The organism is Paraconexibacter antarcticus (assembly GCF_024220175.1).
Taxonomy (GTDB): domain Bacteria; phylum Actinomycetota; class Thermoleophilia; order Solirubrobacterales; family Solirubrobacteraceae; genus Paraconexibacter; species Paraconexibacter antarcticus.
Genome location: NZ_CP098502.1, coordinates 2,114,765 through 2,130,344, shown reverse-complemented (window position 1 = coordinate 2,130,344; position 15,580 = coordinate 2,114,765). Strand labels below are relative to the sequence as shown.

Annotated in this window: 13 protein-coding genes; 9 read left to right on the top strand and 4 right to left on the bottom strand. The window is 73.9% G+C overall.

Annotated features, from left to right (window positions below):
- Positions 1-71: 71 nt before the first annotated feature.
- The gene (locus tag NBH00_RS10450; protein ID WP_254573278.1) at positions 72-2,354 is read left to right on the top strand and encodes an NHL repeat-containing protein; all 2,283 of its coding nucleotides are present in this window, start codon (positions 72-74) and stop codon (positions 2,352-2,354) included.
- Positions 2,355-2,359: 5 nt separating this feature from the next.
- Here the strand turns inward: NBH00_RS10450 and NBH00_RS10445 are convergent, their stop codons facing one another.
- On the bottom strand, positions 2,360-2,806 hold the full coding sequence (locus NBH00_RS10445; protein ID WP_254573277.1) for a hypothetical protein: 447 nt from the start codon (positions 2,804-2,806) through the stop codon (positions 2,360-2,362).
- Positions 2,807-2,888: 82 nt separating this feature from the next.
- Between NBH00_RS10445 and NBH00_RS10440 the strand changes: the two genes are divergently transcribed.
- Positions 2,889-4,076, top strand: coding sequence for an acyltransferase family protein (locus NBH00_RS10440; protein ID WP_254573276.1), 1,188 nt, complete (start codon positions 2,889-2,891; stop codon positions 4,074-4,076).
- Positions 4,077-4,086: 10 nt separating this feature from the next.
- Entirely contained in the window at positions 4,087-5,067 is a 981-nt protein-coding gene (locus NBH00_RS10435; protein ID WP_254573275.1) for a glycosyltransferase family 2 protein, read from the top strand.
- On the opposite strand, the gene yczE is transcribed toward NBH00_RS10435, so the two are convergent.
- Entirely contained in the window at positions 5,064-5,723 is a 660-nt protein-coding gene (yczE, locus tag NBH00_RS10430; RefSeq protein ID WP_254573274.1) for a membrane protein YczE, read from the bottom strand. The two genes, NBH00_RS10435 and yczE, sit on opposite strands and share 4 nt — an antisense overlap.
- Before the next feature lie 96 nt (positions 5,724-5,819).
- Between yczE and NBH00_RS10425 the strand changes: the two genes are divergently transcribed.
- From NBH00_RS10425 to NBH00_RS10405, 5 genes are all read left to right on the top strand, one after another.
- Entirely contained in the window at positions 5,820-7,154 is a 1,335-nt protein-coding gene (locus tag NBH00_RS10425; RefSeq protein ID WP_254573273.1) for a glutamine synthetase family protein, read from the top strand.
- Positions 7,155-7,191: 37 nt separating this feature from the next.
- The gene (locus tag NBH00_RS10420; RefSeq protein ID WP_254573272.1) at positions 7,192-7,923 is read left to right on the top strand and encodes a FadR/GntR family transcriptional regulator; all 732 of its coding nucleotides are present in this window, start codon (positions 7,192-7,194) and stop codon (positions 7,921-7,923) included.
- A gap of 103 nt (positions 7,924-8,026) precedes the next feature.
- The gene (locus NBH00_RS10415) at positions 8,027-9,583 is read left to right on the top strand and encodes an amino acid permease (protein ID WP_254573271.1); all 1,557 of its coding nucleotides are present in this window, start codon (positions 8,027-8,029) and stop codon (positions 9,581-9,583) included.
- Between the two features lie 10 nt (positions 9,584-9,593).
- On the top strand, positions 9,594-10,964 hold the full coding sequence (locus NBH00_RS10410; protein ID WP_254573270.1) for an aldehyde dehydrogenase family protein: 1,371 nt from the start codon (positions 9,594-9,596) through the stop codon (positions 10,962-10,964).
- Positions 10,965-10,969: 5 nt separating this feature from the next.
- A complete protein-coding gene (locus tag NBH00_RS10405) occupies positions 10,970-11,719 on the top strand; it encodes an SDR family oxidoreductase (protein ID WP_254573269.1) in 750 nt (249 codons plus the stop codon).
- 249 nt (positions 11,720-11,968) lie between these two features.
- On the opposite strand, the gene NBH00_RS10400 is transcribed toward NBH00_RS10405, so the two are convergent.
- Positions 11,969-12,292 carry a hypothetical protein gene (locus tag NBH00_RS10400; RefSeq protein ID WP_254573268.1) on the bottom strand — a complete coding sequence of 108 codons (324 nt, stop codon included), beginning with the start codon at positions 12,290-12,292 and terminating at the stop codon, positions 11,969-11,971.
- Between the two features lie 177 nt (positions 12,293-12,469).
- Here NBH00_RS10400 and NBH00_RS10395 point away from each other — a divergent pair, with 177 nt between their 5' ends.
- Positions 12,470-13,714 carry a LacI family DNA-binding transcriptional regulator gene (locus NBH00_RS10395; RefSeq protein ID WP_302182727.1) on the top strand — a complete coding sequence of 415 codons (1,245 nt, stop codon included), beginning with the start codon at positions 12,470-12,472 and terminating at the stop codon, positions 13,712-13,714.
- Positions 13,715-13,729: 15 nt separating this feature from the next.
- Here the strand turns inward: NBH00_RS10395 and NBH00_RS10390 are convergent, their stop codons facing one another.
- Positions 13,730-15,541 carry a potassium/proton antiporter gene (locus NBH00_RS10390; RefSeq protein ID WP_254573266.1) on the bottom strand — a complete coding sequence of 604 codons (1,812 nt, stop codon included), beginning with the start codon at positions 15,539-15,541 and terminating at the stop codon, positions 13,730-13,732.
- Positions 15,542-15,580 lie beyond the last annotated feature (39 nt).

The window sequence follows — 15,580 nt, the reverse complement described above, 5'->3', positions numbered from 1 at the left end:
GACGGAGGCGTCAACTTGAATGTACGCGGGCGGTGCGCAACCTTCCGCCGCCGCCCGGGGTTGGGGGTCCGATGCCCGCCCTCCGTCTGCCGCGCGCGCTCGCCGGCGCCGCCCTCGCCCTCGCCGTCACCGCCCCCGTCGCGGCCGCCGACTGCCCGGGCGCCCTCCCCGCGGGCACGTGCGCGTACACCGCGCAGACGCAGGTCGGCGAGCGGACGGGCGGCGTGCTGCGCTTCCCGCAGGCGGTCGCCGTCGGCCCCGACGGCGCCGTCTACGTCGCCGACCAGAAGACGCACGCGATCACGGTCTTCAACGCCGACGGGAGCTTCCGGCGCGACTACGGCTTCTCGGGCTCGAGGCCCGGCCAGCTCACCTCGGCCGGTGGCGTCGCCGTCGCACCCGACGGCTCCGTCCTCGTCACGACCGGTGCCAACCGCGTGGATCGCTTCGCCGCGGACGGCTCGCTCCTGAACTCCTTCGGGCACACCGGCTCCGGCCTCGGCGAGTTCGTCTTCGGCTCCGGCGCGGGCAACGACTCCCCCGCCGGCGGCGGCCTCGCCGTCAGCGGCTCGACGGTCTACGTCGCCGACTCGCGCAACGACCGCATCCAGCGCTTCAACCTCGACGGGACCGGCGCCACCGAGATCGTCGGCCCGGGCCAGCTGCAGACGCCGATGGGCATCGCCGTCCGCGGTGACCGCGTCGCCGTCGCCGACGACCAGAACCACCGCATTGCCGTCTACGACACCGGCGGCCACGCCCTCGGGGTCATCGGCTCGGGCGAGGGCTCACGCGGCGGCCAGCTCGAGAACCCGTACGACGTCGCCTTCGACGCCGCCGGCCGCGTGTTCGTCGCGGACGACCTGAACCACCGCATCGTCCGCTACGGCCCGAAGCCCGGCTACAAGTACAAGGCCCGGTGGGGCTACTACGGGACCGCCCCGGGCGCGATGGCCTACCCGCGCGGGATCGCGACCGACGCCGCCGGCCTCGTCTACCTCACGAACACCGGCAACGACCGCATCGACGTCTTCACGAACGGCGGGCAGCTCGTGCGGAGCATGGGGCGGTCGGGCCGCTCGAGCGGCCAGTTCGACACCCCGAGCGGCGTCGCCTCGGACGCGAGCGGCCTGCGCGCCGTCGCCGACAGCGTCAACGGCCGGGTGCAGTTCCTGAACCCCGACGGCAGCGTCGCCTCCATCATGGGCTCGCCGAACCCGGGTCCGACGATCCTGCCGGACCCCGTCGCGACGGCGTTCGACGGGGCGGGCAACATCTACGTCCTCGACCAGCGCCGCGCCGTCATCGTCGTCTTCTCGCGGGCGACCGGACAGCCGTTCCGCACGATCGGCGGCAAGGGCTCGGGCCCGGGCAAGCTCAACGCGCCGACCGGGCTGACGGTGTCCCCCGGCGGGACGATCTACGTCGCCGACACCGGCAACCAGCGGGTCGCGCGCTTCACGGCCGCGGGCGACCCGCTCGGCGACCTCGACATCTACGGCGGCTCCCCGCGCGGCGTCGCCGTGACCGCCGACGGCATGCGCGTCTACGTGTCGACCGCCTCGGACAACCGCATCCGCGCCTACGACCCGATCTCCGGCAACGAGCTCGTCGAGTTCGGCGGCCTCGGCACCAAGATCGGCAAGCTCGTCTCCCCCGCCGGGATCGCGCTCGACGCCGCGGGCAACGTCTGGGTGGCCGACCGCGGCAACAGCCGCGTGCAGGAGTTCGGGCCGGACGGCGAGCGCCTCGCGGCGTTCGGCGCCCGCGGCACCGGCCCCGGCCAGTTCCTGCGCCCCGACGGCGTCACCGTCGGCTGCCACGGCACCGTCACCGTCAGCGACACGGACAACAACCGGATCCAGTCCTTCGCGCTTGCCGCCCCGGCCTCCGCGACGTGCGCGACGCTGCCCCCGCTCGGCGTCCCGCCGACGCCGAAGTACCCCGTCCTCCCCGCCCCCGACGGGCCGGCGCTCAGCGTCCGCGTCCTGCGCAGGGCGAGCATCCTCGGGACGCGCACGCTCCCGGTCCGCGTCGGGTGCGACACCGCCTGCACCGTCACGGCGACGGCGACGATCACGCCCCGCAAGGCGCCGGTGCGGCCCCCGAAGCCGAGGAAGGGCAAGCGGCCGCCCACGCCGAAGCCGACGGTCGTGAAGCTCACCGCGGCGCCGCTCGACGTCCCCGCCGCGGGCAGCAGGATCGTCCGGCTGCAGTTCTCCCGGACCGGCGCGGCGCAGCTGCGCAAGGCGCTGGGCGGCCGTCGCGGCCTCGTGATCACCGTCGAGCTGACGGCGACCGGCCAGGCGGGCGACCCGACGTCGCAGTCCCTGACGGTGCCGGTGACGAGGTAGCGGCGTTACCGCGAGATCGCGGCGATGCGGTAGCCGTTCGAGGTCCGCACCATGAGGACCTTGCGCTGCACGGGGTGGCCGGCGGGATCGGTCATGTTCGACGCGTCGAGCAGCACCTGCCCCGGCAGGTCGGCCGGCAGGTGGAGCGTCACCGAGCCGAGGCCGGCGACGTCGAACCCGAACGACCGCGCGTAGGTCTCGCACGAGACGCCGGGGACCTCCGCGGTGACGATCTGGCGGCCCTGCGGCGTGAGGAGCTTGCACGCCGCGTCGCCGTCCCGGTCGCCGGCGGCGGTGACGAAGTCGGTGAGCGTGTTCCTCACCGACTCGTAGTCGCGCTCGGTCGGCTGGGAGGCGTAGGCGATCGCGCCGATGACGAGCGCGAGCGCGAGGCACCCGCCGGCGATGCGGACCCAGAGGCGGTCGACGGTGGCGAAGACGCGGTCGAGCATCGGTGCGGAGGGTACCCGAGGCCGTTCGCCGACCCGCCCGGCCCCGCGCCCGGCCGCGCGGACCCATAGCATCCGCAGTGGAGTGAACGAGGCCGCCGACCGCATCGAACGGGGACACCCCGACGGCTACTTCGTGCTCGGCGACGCGCTGCGCGGGATCGCCTGCATCGTCGTCGTCCTCTACCACGCGACCCTCGGCGCGGCCCTGCACCTCGGGGGCGCGTACGCGGGCGACCCGATCCACTCCTTCGGCGCGTGGTCGTTCGTCACGCTGCGGATCGGCTCGCCGACGGTGTACGTCTTCTTCGCGCTCTCCGGCTACCTCGTCGGCGGCCCGTGGGTGCGCTCGTGGCTCGGCGACCGGCCGCCGCCGCGGGTCCCCCGGTACCTCGCCCGCCGCGCCCGCCGCATCCTGCCCGCCTTCTGGCTCATCATCGCCTTCCGCCTGGTCGACAAGGGCGCGTACGGGCTGACGGGCGCGCAGGTCGTCGGGAGCTTCCTGTGCCTGCAGACGTTCTTCGGCGCCGACCACCAGGCGCTCATGTCCCAGGGCTGGACGGTGAACGTCGAGGCGTTCTTCTACGTCACCGTCCCGCTGCTCTTCCTGCTCGCCGCGCAGCTGCGGCCGGTCGCCTCGCTGCCGCGGGCGAGCCGCCGCCGCGCGCTCGTCGGCTTCCTCGGCGCCTGGTCGGTCGCCGGCATCGCGCTGCGGACGCAGACCGAGCCCGCCGGCCCGCTCGGTCACAGCGTCATCGCCCTCGGCTGGGCCTTCGCCCCCGGGATGGTCGCCGCGGCCTACGAGACCGAGCTGAAGGCGCTCCTCCCCGGCCGCCAGGCCTTCGGACGCGCCGTGGGGCTCGGGATGATCGGGGCCGCGATCGCCGCGGAGGCGCTCGTCGTCGGCTTCCAGATCGACGACGGCAAGCTCGCGTCCGAGGTGGCCCACTTCGCCTGCGGGGCGGGGTTCGTCGGCGGCGCGCTCGTCTACGAGTGGTCGGGCGTGCGGATTCCGCGGACGTTCGACAACCCCGTCGTCCACGCGCTCGGCCGCTGGTCGTACGGGATCTACCTCCTGCACCTCACCGTCGGGCAGCACATCCTCCAGGACGCCTCGCCGACCCTCGGGCCGCACAAGCTGCTCGCCGAGCTCACCTTCGGGATGGTCTTCGGGACGATGCTCATCGCCGCCGCGATGTGGCGTCTCTGGGAAGAGCCGTGGCTCGACGGGCGCCTGCCGTGGCGGCCGAAGCCCGCGGCCGCCGCAGCGTGAGCGGCAGGCGGTGAGCGTCCCCGACCCGCTCATCTCGGTCTGCGTCCCCTCGCACGAGCGCCCGCTGCGGCTGCGCTGGCTGCTCAACGCGCTCGCGGAGCAGACGCTCGACCGCGGCCAGTGGGAGGTCGTGGTCTGCGACGACTCCCGGAGCGCCGCCGTCGCCCGCCTGCTGGCGACCCACCCGCTGCGCGAGGCCGGCGTCCTGCGCCCGCTCCGCGCCGCGCCCGGGGCCCGGGACGGGTCGGCCGCCCGCCAGCGCAACGTCGCCTGGCGCGCCGCCCGGGCGCCGCTCGTGCTCTTCACCGACGACGACTGCCGCCCGCCGCGCGACTGGCTCGCCGCCGCCCTCGCGGCCGCCGGCCGCCACCCGGGCGCGATCGTCCAGGGCGCGACGCAGCCCGACCCCGACGAGGTCCACCTCATGGCCGCGCCGCACGCGCGGACCCAGGCGATCACGCCGCCGGTGCCGTGGGCGCAGACCTGCAACGTCCTGTACCCGCGCGCCGTCCTCGAGGCGGCCGGCGGGTTCGAGGAGCACATGGCCGCGGGCGAGGACACCGAGCTCGCCCTGCGCGCCCGCGCCGCCGGGGCCGCGTACGTCGGCGCCCCCGAGGTCCTCACCCACCACGCCGTCGAGGCGGGGTCCCTGCGGGGCAAGCTGCGGACCGTCCCCCGCTGGCGCGGCCTCGCACTCGTCGTCCGCCGCCACCCCGAGGTCCGCAAGCACCTCGTCGCCCGCGTCTTCTGGCGCCGCTCCCACGCGCTGCTCCCCGTCGCCGTGCTCGGCGCCGCGCTCGCGCCCCGCACCCGCGGCCGCTCGCTGCTCGCGGTCCTCCCCTACGTCCACAGCGCCCGCGGCTCGTACGGCCCGGGACTGCGCGGTCAGGCCCGGGCGCTCGCCGAGGTGCCCGGGCGCGCCGTCGTGGACGCGGCGGAGATCGCCGCGCTCGCCCGCGGCTCGGCCGAGCAGCGGACGCTCATCCTCTAGCCGGCGCGGGCTACGGCCACGACCCCGGGCGCCGGCCCGCCCGGCAGCACCCGCACGCCGAGATGCACCGCCGGCCCGACGAGCACCGCGAAGGCGACCGTCCCGAGGCCCGCGGTCCCGCCGAGCAGCGTCCCGGTGACGAGCGCGGTGAGCTCGATACCCGCGCGCAGGAGGGCGATCGGGCGGCCGGTGCGCGCGTGGAGCCCGAGCATGAGGCCGTCGCGCGGACCGGGCCCGAGGCGGCAGCCGAGGTAGAGCCCGGAGCCGACGCCGACGGTCGCGATCCCGGTGAGGACCGCGGCGACCCGGACGGGTGCGGCCGACGCCTCGCCCACCCAGCCGAGCGTCGTGTCGATCGCGATGCCGATGAGCAGCGCGTTGGCGACCGTGCCGAGCCCGGGCCGGACCTCCATCCGGGTCCAGAGGAGCAGGATGAGGGCGCTTGTGAGGATCGTCGCGCCGCCGATGCTCAGCGGGGTGTGGCGGGAGACGCCCTGCGCGAAGACCGACCACGGCGAGTTGCCGAGCCCGCCGCGGATGACAAGGGCCTCGCCGGTGCCGAAGAGCCACAGCCCGGCCACGAGCCGCACGAGCCGGCGGGGCGGCGCCGCCCACAGCGACAGCGTCCGCGGCGGCAGGCTGACGGTCGACTCCACCCCCCGAGGGTACGCGGCCCCCCGGCCCGCCGACAGGGCCAATCCCCGACCACCGGCCGCTTGCGCGCAAAGGTCCGCGGGCAATACCTTCGGGCGATGAACCTCGAGGAGCTGCAGGCCGCCGTCGCCGCCGGCACGGTCGACACGGTGCTGCTGGCGATGACCGACATGCAGGGGCGCCTCATGGGCAAGCGCCTGCACGCGCAGCACTTCCTCGACGAGGTCGTCGCCCACGGCGCCGAGGCGTGCTCGTACCTCCTCGCCGTCGACGTCGAGATGAACACCGTCGGCGGCTATCCGCTCGCGTCGTGGGAGAGCGGCTACGGCGACTTCGTCCTGACCCCGGACCTCGCGACGCTCGCGCCCGTGCCCTGGCAGGAGGGGACCGCGATGGTCCTCGCGGACGTCGCCTGGGGGGACGGCACGCCGGTCGGGCCGTCGCCGCGGCAGATCCTCAAGGCCCAGCTCGACCGGCTGGCCGAGCGCGGCTGGGGCGCGCTCGCCGCGACCGAGCTCGAGTTCCTGATCTACGAGGACTCCTACGAGTCGGCCTTCGACGGCGGATACCGCGGCCTGACGCCGGCCAACCGCTACAACGTCGACTACTCGCTCCTCGGGACCGCCCGGGTCGAGCCGCTCCTGCGCCGCATCCGCAACTGCATGCACGCGGCGGGCATCGCCGTCGAGGACTCCAAGGGCGAGTGCAACCTCGGCCAGCACGAGATCAACTTCCGGTACGCCGACGCGCTGACGACCGCGGACCGCCACGTCGTCTACAAGAACGGGGCGAAGGAGATCGCCGCCCAGGCCGGGCAGTCGATCACCTTCATGGCGAAGGTCGACGAGCGCGAGGGCAGCTCCTGCCACGTGCACCTGTCGCTCACCGCGGTCGACGGCGGCGCCCCCGTCTTCGCCGAGGAGCCGGGCGTCTTCGACGCGTTCGTCGCCGGCCTGCTCGCGCACGTCCGCGAGCTCACGCTGCTGCTCGCCCCGAACGTCAACTCCTACAAGCGGTACGCCGACGGCTCGTTCGCGCCGACGGCCGTCGCGTGGGGCGACGACAACCGCACGTGCGCGATGCGCGTCGTCGGCCACGGCCCGTCGCGGCGGGTCGAATGCCGCGCGCCCGGCGCCGACGTCAACCCGTACCTCGCGCTCGCCGCGCTCATCGCCGCCGGGCTCGACGGGGTCGACGCCGGCCTCGAGCTGCCGCCCCGCTGCGAGGGCAACGCGTACACCGCCGAGGGCACCGAACGGCTGCCCTCCACGCTGCGCGACGCGCGGGACCTCTTCGCGGCCTCCGCCTTCGCGCGCGCCGCCTTCGGCGACGAGGTCGTCGACCACTACGTCAACATGGCCGACGTCGAGCTCAGCGCGTTCGACGCCTTCGTGACCGACTGGGAGCGCGTGCGGGGCTTCGAGCGGTTGTGATCCGGATGACGTTCGAGGACGTTCGAGAGAGACGACGATGAGCCCGCAATCCGCTCCGCAAGCCCCGTTGTCCCTGGAGACGGTCTTCGCCCCCGTGCGGTCGCAGACCGCGTTCGAGGAGACCGTCGACCGGCTCGGGACCGCGATCAAGCTCGGGCTGCTTCCCGCCGGCGAGCGGCTCCCTGCCGAGCGCGAGCTCTGCCAGAAGCTCGGCATCGCGCGCTCGACGCTGCGGCAGGCGCTCACGGCGCTCGGGCAGTCGGGCTACCTCCACGCGGTCCGCGGTCGCGGCGGCGGGACGTTCGTCGTCGACGAGCCGCCGCGCGGGGCCGACCGGTCGGAGCTCTCGCCCACCGACTGGCGCGAGATCTGCGACGAGCGCCTCGCGGTCGAGGTCGGCGTGGCCGTGCTCGCCGTCAGCCGGGCCACCGAGGCGCAGCTGCGCGTCCTCGACGAGCTCGTCGTCGGCCTCGACGACTGCATCGAGGACTACCCCGCCTACCGCCAGGCCGACGTCCGCTTCCACGTCGGGCTCGCCGAGCTCACCGGAAGCTCGCGGCTCGTCGTCGCGATGACCCAGTGCCAGGGGCGGATGAGCGACCTCATCCACCACATCGCGCACCCGCCCGAGGTGCTCGCCCACTCCAACGCGCAGCACGCGCGGCTGCTCGCGGCCATCCGGGCGAACGACGTCGGGGCCGCGGTCTCGACGATGACCGAGCACCTCCAGGGCACCGAGCACATCCTCGCCGGCCTGCTGCCCGGTTGACGGCCGTCCGGTCCTCGGCGTACAGTCGCCCAGCCAGAGGACGGACGATCAGACCTTTATGGGTGCTGATCGGCACTTGGGACCCGGACACCGAGGAGCACGCATGGCCACGACGGAAGAACGGCGGGCGGCGGACGAGAAGCGCCTGTCGGAGCTGGGGTACAAGCAGGAGCTCGAACGCTCGTGGACGGGCTTCCAGAACTTCGCGATCTCCTTCACGATCATCTCGATCCTCGCGGGCTGCTTCACGACCTACTTCCAGGCTTGGAACAACGGCGGGCCGGTCGCGATCTCGATCGGCTGGCCGCTCATCTCGGTCCCGATCCTCATCATCGGGTTCTGCATGTCCGAGCTCGTCTCGGCGTACCCCACCGCCGGCGGCATCTACTGGTGGGCGTCGAAGCTCGGCGGGCCGGTCTGGGGCTGGTTCACCGGCTGGTTCAACCTCATCGGCCTCGTCGCGGTCACGGCGTCCGTCGACTACGGCGCGGCGACGTTCATGAACACGCTCTTCGGCCTCTTCAAGTTCGACCTCTTCAACGGCGAGCACGCGGGCAAGACGTTCCTCCACGGGACGTTCTTCCTGTTCCTCGTCATCCTCGCGCTGCACGCGACGATCAACATCCTCGGCAGCCACCTCGTCGCCCGTGTCAACTCGATCTCGGTGTGGTGGCACGTCGCGGGCGTCGCCGTGATCCTCGTCGTCCTCGTCGTCGTCCCGAGCCACCACGCGAGCGCGAACTTCGTCTTCACCGAGCGGATCAACAACTCGGGCTTCGGCGGCCACATGTACTGGTTCTACGTCCTGCCGCTCGGGTTCCTCCTGACGCAGTACACGATCACCGGGTACGACTCGTGTGCGCACGTGTCGGAGGAGACCCAGGGCGCGGCGGACGCGGCCGCCAAGGGCGTCTGGCGCTCGATCTTCTACTCCGCGGTCATCGGGTACATCCTGCTGCTCGCCCTGACCTTCGCCGTGAGCGACCCGAAGGCCGTCACGGCGGGCGGCGGCTCCTCGATCGCGGTCCTGGAGAGCGCGATGGGCACCTCGTGGGTGAAGCTCGTCCTCCTCATCTCCGTCGTCGGCCAGGTCTTCTGCGGGGCCGCCTGCCTCACGAGCGCCTCACGCATGTGCTACGCGTTCAGCCGGGACGGCGCGATCCCCGGATCGTCGCTCTGGAGCAAGGTCAACCACCGCCGCATCCCGGTCAACGCGGTCCTCTTCATGGCCGCGTGCGGCGCGGTGCTGACGATCCCGGCGTACTTCCCGAACAGCGCCGGGCTCACCGTCGCCTTCGGCGCCGTCGTCTCGATCGCCGTCATCGGCCTGTACATCGCGTACGTCATCCCGATCTACCTGCGCTGGCGCGAGGGCGACACGTGGGAGGCCGGCCCGTGGACGAACGGGGCGAAGTACCGGTGGATGAACCCCGTCGCCGTCGTCTGGGTCGCGATCGTCACGGTGATCTTCATCCTCCCGACGACGCCCGCGGGCACGCCGTTCCGGAGCGAGTTCAGCTGGTCGGCGGTGAACTACGCGCCGCTCGTGACCGGCGGCGTCATCCTCGCCGTCGGACTCTGGTGGGTGCTCGGGGCGAAGCACACGTTCACCGGGCCGAAGATGACGGTGAGGGAACTCGACGCCGAGATCGACGTCTAGGCCCGGCGCCATGACTGCGACGCTGACGGTCATCGAGCCGGCCACCGAGGCCGTGCTCGCCGAGATCCCGCGTGCCGGTGCGGCCGAGGCCGACGCCGCGGTCGCGCGCGCGAAGGCCGCGTTCCCGGCGTGGCGGGCGGTCGCGCCGGGCGATCGCGCGCGGCTGCTGCACGGCCTCGCGCACCTCATCGAGGATCACCTCGAGGAGCTCGCGACGCTCGAGGCGCGCAACGCCGGCAAGCCGATCGGCGACGCCCGCGGCGAGATCGGCATGGTCGTCGAGACCTTCGCCTACTACGCGGCCGCGCCCGAGCGCCTGCTCGGCGACACGATCCCGGTCGCCGGTGGCCTCGGCTTCACCGTGCGCGAGCCGCTCGGGGTCGTCGCGCTCATCACGCCCTGGAACTTCCCGCTGTGCATCGCGGCGTGGAAGCTCGCCCCCGCGCTGGCGGCGGGCAACACCGTCGTCCTCAAGCCCGCCGAGCTCACGCCGCTGACGGCGCTGCGCCTCGAGGAGCTCGTCGTCGAGGCCGGGATCCCCGAGGGCGTGGTGAACGTCGTCGCCGGCCCCGGGTCGACGGCCGGGGCACGGCTCGTCGAGCACCCCGATGTCGCGAAGGTCGCCTTCACGGGGTCGACCGCGGTCGGCCGCGCGATCGCGGCGACGGCCGCGCAGTCGATCAAGCGGGTGACGCTCGAGCTCGGCGGCAAGTCCGCCAACGTCGTCTTCGCGGACGCCGAGATCGAGCGGGCGGCCGCCGCGGCGCCCGGCGCCGTGTTCGGCAACGCGGGGCAGGACTGCTGCGCGCGCTCGCGGCTGCTCGTCCAGGCCTCGGTGCTCGACACGTTCATGGACGCGTTCCACGACGCGGTCGCGGAGATCGTCGTCGGCGACCCGCTCGACCCGGGCACGACGATGGGGCCGCTCATCTCGGCCGCCCACCGGGACACCGTGGCGTCGTTCGTCGACGCGGAGTCTCCGGTGTCGATGCACGGCGAGGTCCCCGACGGCCCGGGCTTCTGGTACCCGCCGACCGTGCTGTGCCCGGTCGACCCGGGCGCCCGCGCGGCGACCGAGGAGATCTTCGGGCCGGTCGTCTGCATCATCCCGTTCCGGGACGAGGAGGAGGCGATCCGCCTCGCGAACGACACGATCTACGGGCTGTCGGGGTCCATCTGGACGCGCGACGGCGGCAAGGCGCTGCGGGTGGCGCGGGCGATCGACACCGGGGTCCTGTCGATCAACTCGAACAGCTCGGTGCGGGTGAGCACGCCGTTCGGCGGCTTCAAGCAGTCGGGGATCGGGCGCGAGCTCGGCCCCCACGCCCTCGACGCCTACACCGAGACGAAGACCATCTACTACGACACGCAGGAGCACTGAGGGTCATGGCCGGACGTCTGGAAGGGAAGGTCGCCGTCATCACCGGCGCGGCCGGGGGAATCGGCGCCGCGACGGCCGAGCTGTTCGCCGCCGAGGGCGCGACCGTCGTCGGGGTCGACCTCCACGACGGCTCGCCCGGGGACCTCGCGCTCGCCGTCGACGTCACCGAGGAGCACGCGGTCACGACGATGTTCGCCCAGGTCCGCGAGGCCTACGGGCACATCGACGTCCTCTTCAACAACGCCGGCATCTCGCCCGACGACGACGTGTCGGTCCTCGACACCTCGCTCGAGGCGTGGCAGCGCGTGCAGGACGTGAACCTCCGCTCGGTCTTCCTCTGCTGCAAGCACGGCATCCCCCACCTGCTCGAGAACGACGGCGGCGGCTCGGTCGTCAACACCGCGTCGTTCGTCGCGGTCATGGGCGCCGCGACCTCCCAGATCTCCTACACCGCGTCGAAGGGCGGCGTCCTCGCCCTCTCCCGCGAGCTCGGCGTCGAGTTCGCCCGGCGCGGCGTCCGCGTCAACGCGCTGTGTCCGGGTCCCGTCGACACGCCGCTCCTCCAGGAGCTCTTCGCGAAGGACCCCGAGAAGGCGGCCCGCCGCCTCGTCCACCTCCCGATGGGCCGCTTCGCCCGGGCCGACGAGATCGCCAAGGGCGTCCTCTTCCTCGCCTCCGACGACTCGACCTACGTCACCGCCTCGACCTTCCTCATCGACGGCGGCCTCAGCGGCGCGTACACGACGCCGCAGTAGGGCGGGTCGGGCGCCTCGGGGTCGGGGGGCTCGGGGGGGGTTCGGGAGGCGCGGGCGTCTCGGGGGTTTCGGGCGGCGCAGGCGGCTCGGGGGGCGCGGGCGGCTCGGGGGTTTCGGGCGGCGCAGGCGGCGCGGGGGGGCGCGGGCGGCGCGGGCACCCGCCGCACCCGCCGACTGTCAGCTGACGCCGGAGGGGTCTGCCTGAGCTGACACTCGATGGCGTCAGCGACCGATGAGCCGGACCCCGCGTCACGCGACGCCGCCGTCACGGGCGGCCCCGACGGCAGCGCGCGCGTCGGGACCGACCCCGATGACTGCCCCGTAGCCGTGCGCGAGCAGGGCGAGGACCACGCCCTGCGCCTCGAGCGCGCCGCCCACCCGGCGCACGACGGCCGCCTCCGGGAGCGGCCCGGGCGGGGCGTCGGCCGAGACCACGACGGCGGTGTGGGTCGGGTCCGCAGGCGGCGTCGCTGGTGCGGGACCGTGCGCCGCCGCCACGGCGACGACCGCGGCGAAGGCGGCAAGGGTGCCGGCGGCGAGGCGCGGATGGTGAGGCTGGCCGAGGATCGTCATACGTGCCAATCATACGTATGACGTCAAATAGGCCCAGCGACCCCGCGACGCGGGCCATCCGCCGGGTCACGGGGACGCGCACAGGACCGCAGCCCGGCGGACGGCGGACGGCGGACGGCGAAGACGGCCGGCCGGCGACGTGACAGCACCAGGAGCCCGGTGAGGGCACGCGGCGCGATGCGCGCACGGAACGGGCGCGGACGCCGGCACCGGCGGGGGCTTCCCGCAGACGCGCGTCATCATGTCGTGCTTCCGCGGAAACGCCGCCCCTCCCGCTCCACGTCACCCGCCGACCCGAGCGTTCCCGCAGGAACGCGCGAGCCCCCCGCCCGCCCCTCCGCGCCGGGCCCCGCCGGGGGCCCCATCCACCCCCGTCCGCCGTGCGGCCGCCGGGCGTGGTGTGATTGCGCGATCTCGACCCAACGTGTCACCAGCATCGACGTCGCCCGCCGCGCGGGGGTGTCGCAGTCGACGGTCTCGCTCGTCCTGTCGGGCAAGGCGAGCGGCCGGGTCGCCGCGGCGACGGCGGACCTCGTGCGCGCGGCGGCGGACGAGCTCGGGTACCAGCCGAACGCGGCCGCCCGGACGCTGAAGTCCGGCGCCTCGCGGACGATCGGGCTCGTCGTCCCCGACATCACGAACCCCGTCTTCGGCCACGTGCTGCGCGGCGCCCAGAGCGCGGCGACGGCGGCCGGCTACACGGTCGTCCTCGTCGACGCCGACGGCGACGGCACGGGCGGGGAGGCCTCGGTCCGGGCTCTGCGCCAGACGTTCGTCGACGGGCTGCTCGTCTTCGCGATCGCGCCGCCGGAGGCCGCGCTCGCCCCCGGTGGCCCGCCCGTCGTCCTCATGGACATGCCCGACGGCGACCTGCCGACGGTCACGCTCGACCTCAAGGGCGGTGTGCACGCCGCGATGGAGCACCTGCTCGGACTCGGCCACGAGCGGATCGCGCACCTGCGAGCCGACATCGCCGAGCCGACCTTCGCGGCGCGCGCGGCGGCCTGGGCGCGTGCGCTCCACGGGGCCGGCCTCGACGCCGGCGAGGACCTCGTCGCCCGCTGCGCGTTCACCCACACCGCCGCCCGCGCCGCCGGGAACACGCTGCTCGCCCGCGACCCGCGCCCGACCGCGGTCCTCTGCGACGACGACCTGCTCGCCGCGGGGCTGCTGCTCGCGGCACGGGATCGCGGGCTCACGGTCCCGGGTGACCTCTCGGTCGTCGGCTTCGACGACATGCCGCTCGCCGAGCTCCTCACGCCGCCGCTCACGACGGTCCGCTTCGACGCGCAGGCGCTCGGCGGGCGTGCCGTCGACGTCGTGCTCGCCCACATCCGCGGTGACGAGGACGCCCCGCGCCGCGCGTGGATCGAGACCTCGCTCGTCGTCCGCGAATCGACGGGCCCCCTCCCGCGGCCCTGACGGCGGCGCCGCGGGCTACCGCACCGGCCCTGCCTGCCGGGTGGTCTGCGCCACCGCGCCGATGACCTCCCGCCACCAGGCGCCCTCGGCGTGGGTCGGCGCGTTCTGCAGCCGCCGCTGCGCCCCGGCCGCGATCGCCTGCGGCCGGCCGATCATGACGATCGGCCCGGTGACCGCGAAGCGTCCGTCCTCGAGCTCGACGAGCGCGCCGGGGATGCCGTCCCGCCGTGTGCGCAGCCGCGTGATGACGCCGAGGCCGTTCACCGCCTCGGGGTGCCCCGCGTCCCCGTCGTTCTCGTGCCAGGGCCGTGTCGAGGAGACCGAGGGCATCGACCGCCACGCCCGCGCCGGGCGCGGGGCCGGGCCGAGGGGACCGTTGCGCCACTTCTCCAGCAGCTCGGCGAACTCGATCGCGACCTCCTGCCGGACGAGCACGTGCAGCATGTCCCCCGCCGCGACCTCGGTCGACCCGCGCGGCGGGATCGCCTGCTCCCCCCGGACGATGACGTTCAGCAGCGCGTCGCGCGGGAGCTGGAGGTCCCGGACGCGGATGCCCGCGGCCGCATCATCCGGCTTGACCTCGAACTCGACGACCTCCGCCCCGAGCCGCCGGATCGCGCCGGCGTTCGTCAGCGGCGTCGGCACCGCCTTCTCGTTCGTCGTGACGCCGAGACGCCGCGCAAAGCTCTCGAACGTCATGCCCTGCAGCAGCGTCGACACGATGACGGCGAAGAAGACGATGTTGAAGAACCGCTCGCTGTCGGGAACGCCCGAGAGGACCGGGAACGTCGCGAGCACGACGGGGACCGCGCCACGCAGGCCCGCCCAGCCGAGGACGAGCTGCTCGCGCACCTCGAAGCCCGCCAGCAGCGTCGCCACGAACACCGACAACGGCCGGGCGACGACGACCGCGGCGACGGCGAGCGCCGTGCCCTCCAGCGCGGTGTCCCCGAACTGCGACGGGAAGACGAGCAGGCCGAGCGTGAAGAACATCGTGAGCTGCGCGACCCACGCGAGGCCCTCGTGGAAGGTGATGATGGTGCGCTTGGCGGGCAGCCGGCTCGACCCGATCGCGAGGCCGGCGAGGTAGACCGCAAGGAAGCCCGAGCCGTGGATGACGTCCGCCGCCCCGAACGCGAAGGTGCACACGGCGACGGAGGCCACCGGGTACAGACCGGCGGAGCTCAGCCGCACCTGGCCGATCGCCCAGACCGCGACCCGGCCGACGAGCAGGCCGACCGCGGCGCCGATCGCCATCTCCTCGGCCATCTTGCCGAGCATGTCGAACAGCCCGTAGCCGGGCTTCTGGATCCAGTCGACGAAGCCGACGACGAGGAGGACGGCGACCGGATCGTTGAACCCGGCCTCCCCCTCGAGGGTCCGCGCCAGCCGCCGCCGCAGCGTCGAGCCGCGGAGCAGCGAGAAGATCGCCGCGCCGTCCGTGCAGGAGACGATCGAGCCGAGCAGCATCCCCTCGAGCAGCGAGAGGTCGAAGAGCCAGGCCGCTATGAAGCCGCCGATGACGGCGGTCAGCGCCGTGCCGATCGTCGCCAGCGCGAGCGACGGGCGCAGGACCGGCATGATCTCGCCCCACCCCGCGGCGAGCCCGCCCTCGAAGAGGATGAGGACGAGCGCGATGATCCCGATGCGCTGGGTGAGCTCGTAATCGGTGAACGAGATCCAGCCGAGGCCGTCGGAGCCGACGGCCATCCCGAGGCCGAGGAAGAGCAGCAGGCCCGGCACCCGGATACGGGTCGCGACCACGGCCGCTGCGATGCCGGTGGCCATCAGGGCGCCGACGATGAGGAGCAGCTCGCCGTCGCTCACGTTTCGTGAGGGTACCGCATGAAGGGGTTTTCTAAGGGT

Excerpts from the sequence above, each read along its gene's own strand:
- NBH00_RS10425 (WP_254573273.1), top strand. The coding sequence starts at position 5,820 with ATGAACCTCGAGGAGCTGCAGGCCGCCGTCGCCGCCGGCACGGTCGAC.
- NBH00_RS10405 (WP_254573269.1), top strand. The coding sequence starts at position 10,970 with ATGGCCGGACGTCTGGAAGGGAAGGTCGCCGTCATCACCGGCGCGGCC.
- NBH00_RS10400 (WP_254573268.1), bottom strand. The coding sequence starts at position 12,292 with ATGACGATCCTCGGCCAGCCTCACCATCCGCGCCTCGCCGCCGGCACC.
- NBH00_RS10410 (WP_254573270.1), top strand. The coding sequence starts at position 9,594 with ATGACTGCGACGCTGACGGTCATCGAGCCGGCCACCGAGGCCGTGCTC.
- NBH00_RS10415 (WP_254573271.1), top strand. The coding sequence starts at position 8,027 with ATGGCCACGACGGAAGAACGGCGGGCGGCGGACGAGAAGCGCCTGTCG.
- NBH00_RS10450 (WP_254573278.1), top strand. The coding sequence starts at position 72 with ATGCCCGCCCTCCGTCTGCCGCGCGCGCTCGCCGGCGCCGCCCTCGCC.
- NBH00_RS10420 (WP_254573272.1), top strand. The coding sequence starts at position 7,192 with ATGAGCCCGCAATCCGCTCCGCAAGCCCCGTTGTCCCTGGAGACGGTC.
- NBH00_RS10445 (WP_254573277.1), bottom strand. The coding sequence starts at position 2,806 with ATGCTCGACCGCGTCTTCGCCACCGTCGACCGCCTCTGGGTCCGCATC.
- NBH00_RS10395 (WP_302182727.1), top strand. The coding sequence starts at position 12,470 with ATGCGCGCACGGAACGGGCGCGGACGCCGGCACCGGCGGGGGCTTCCC.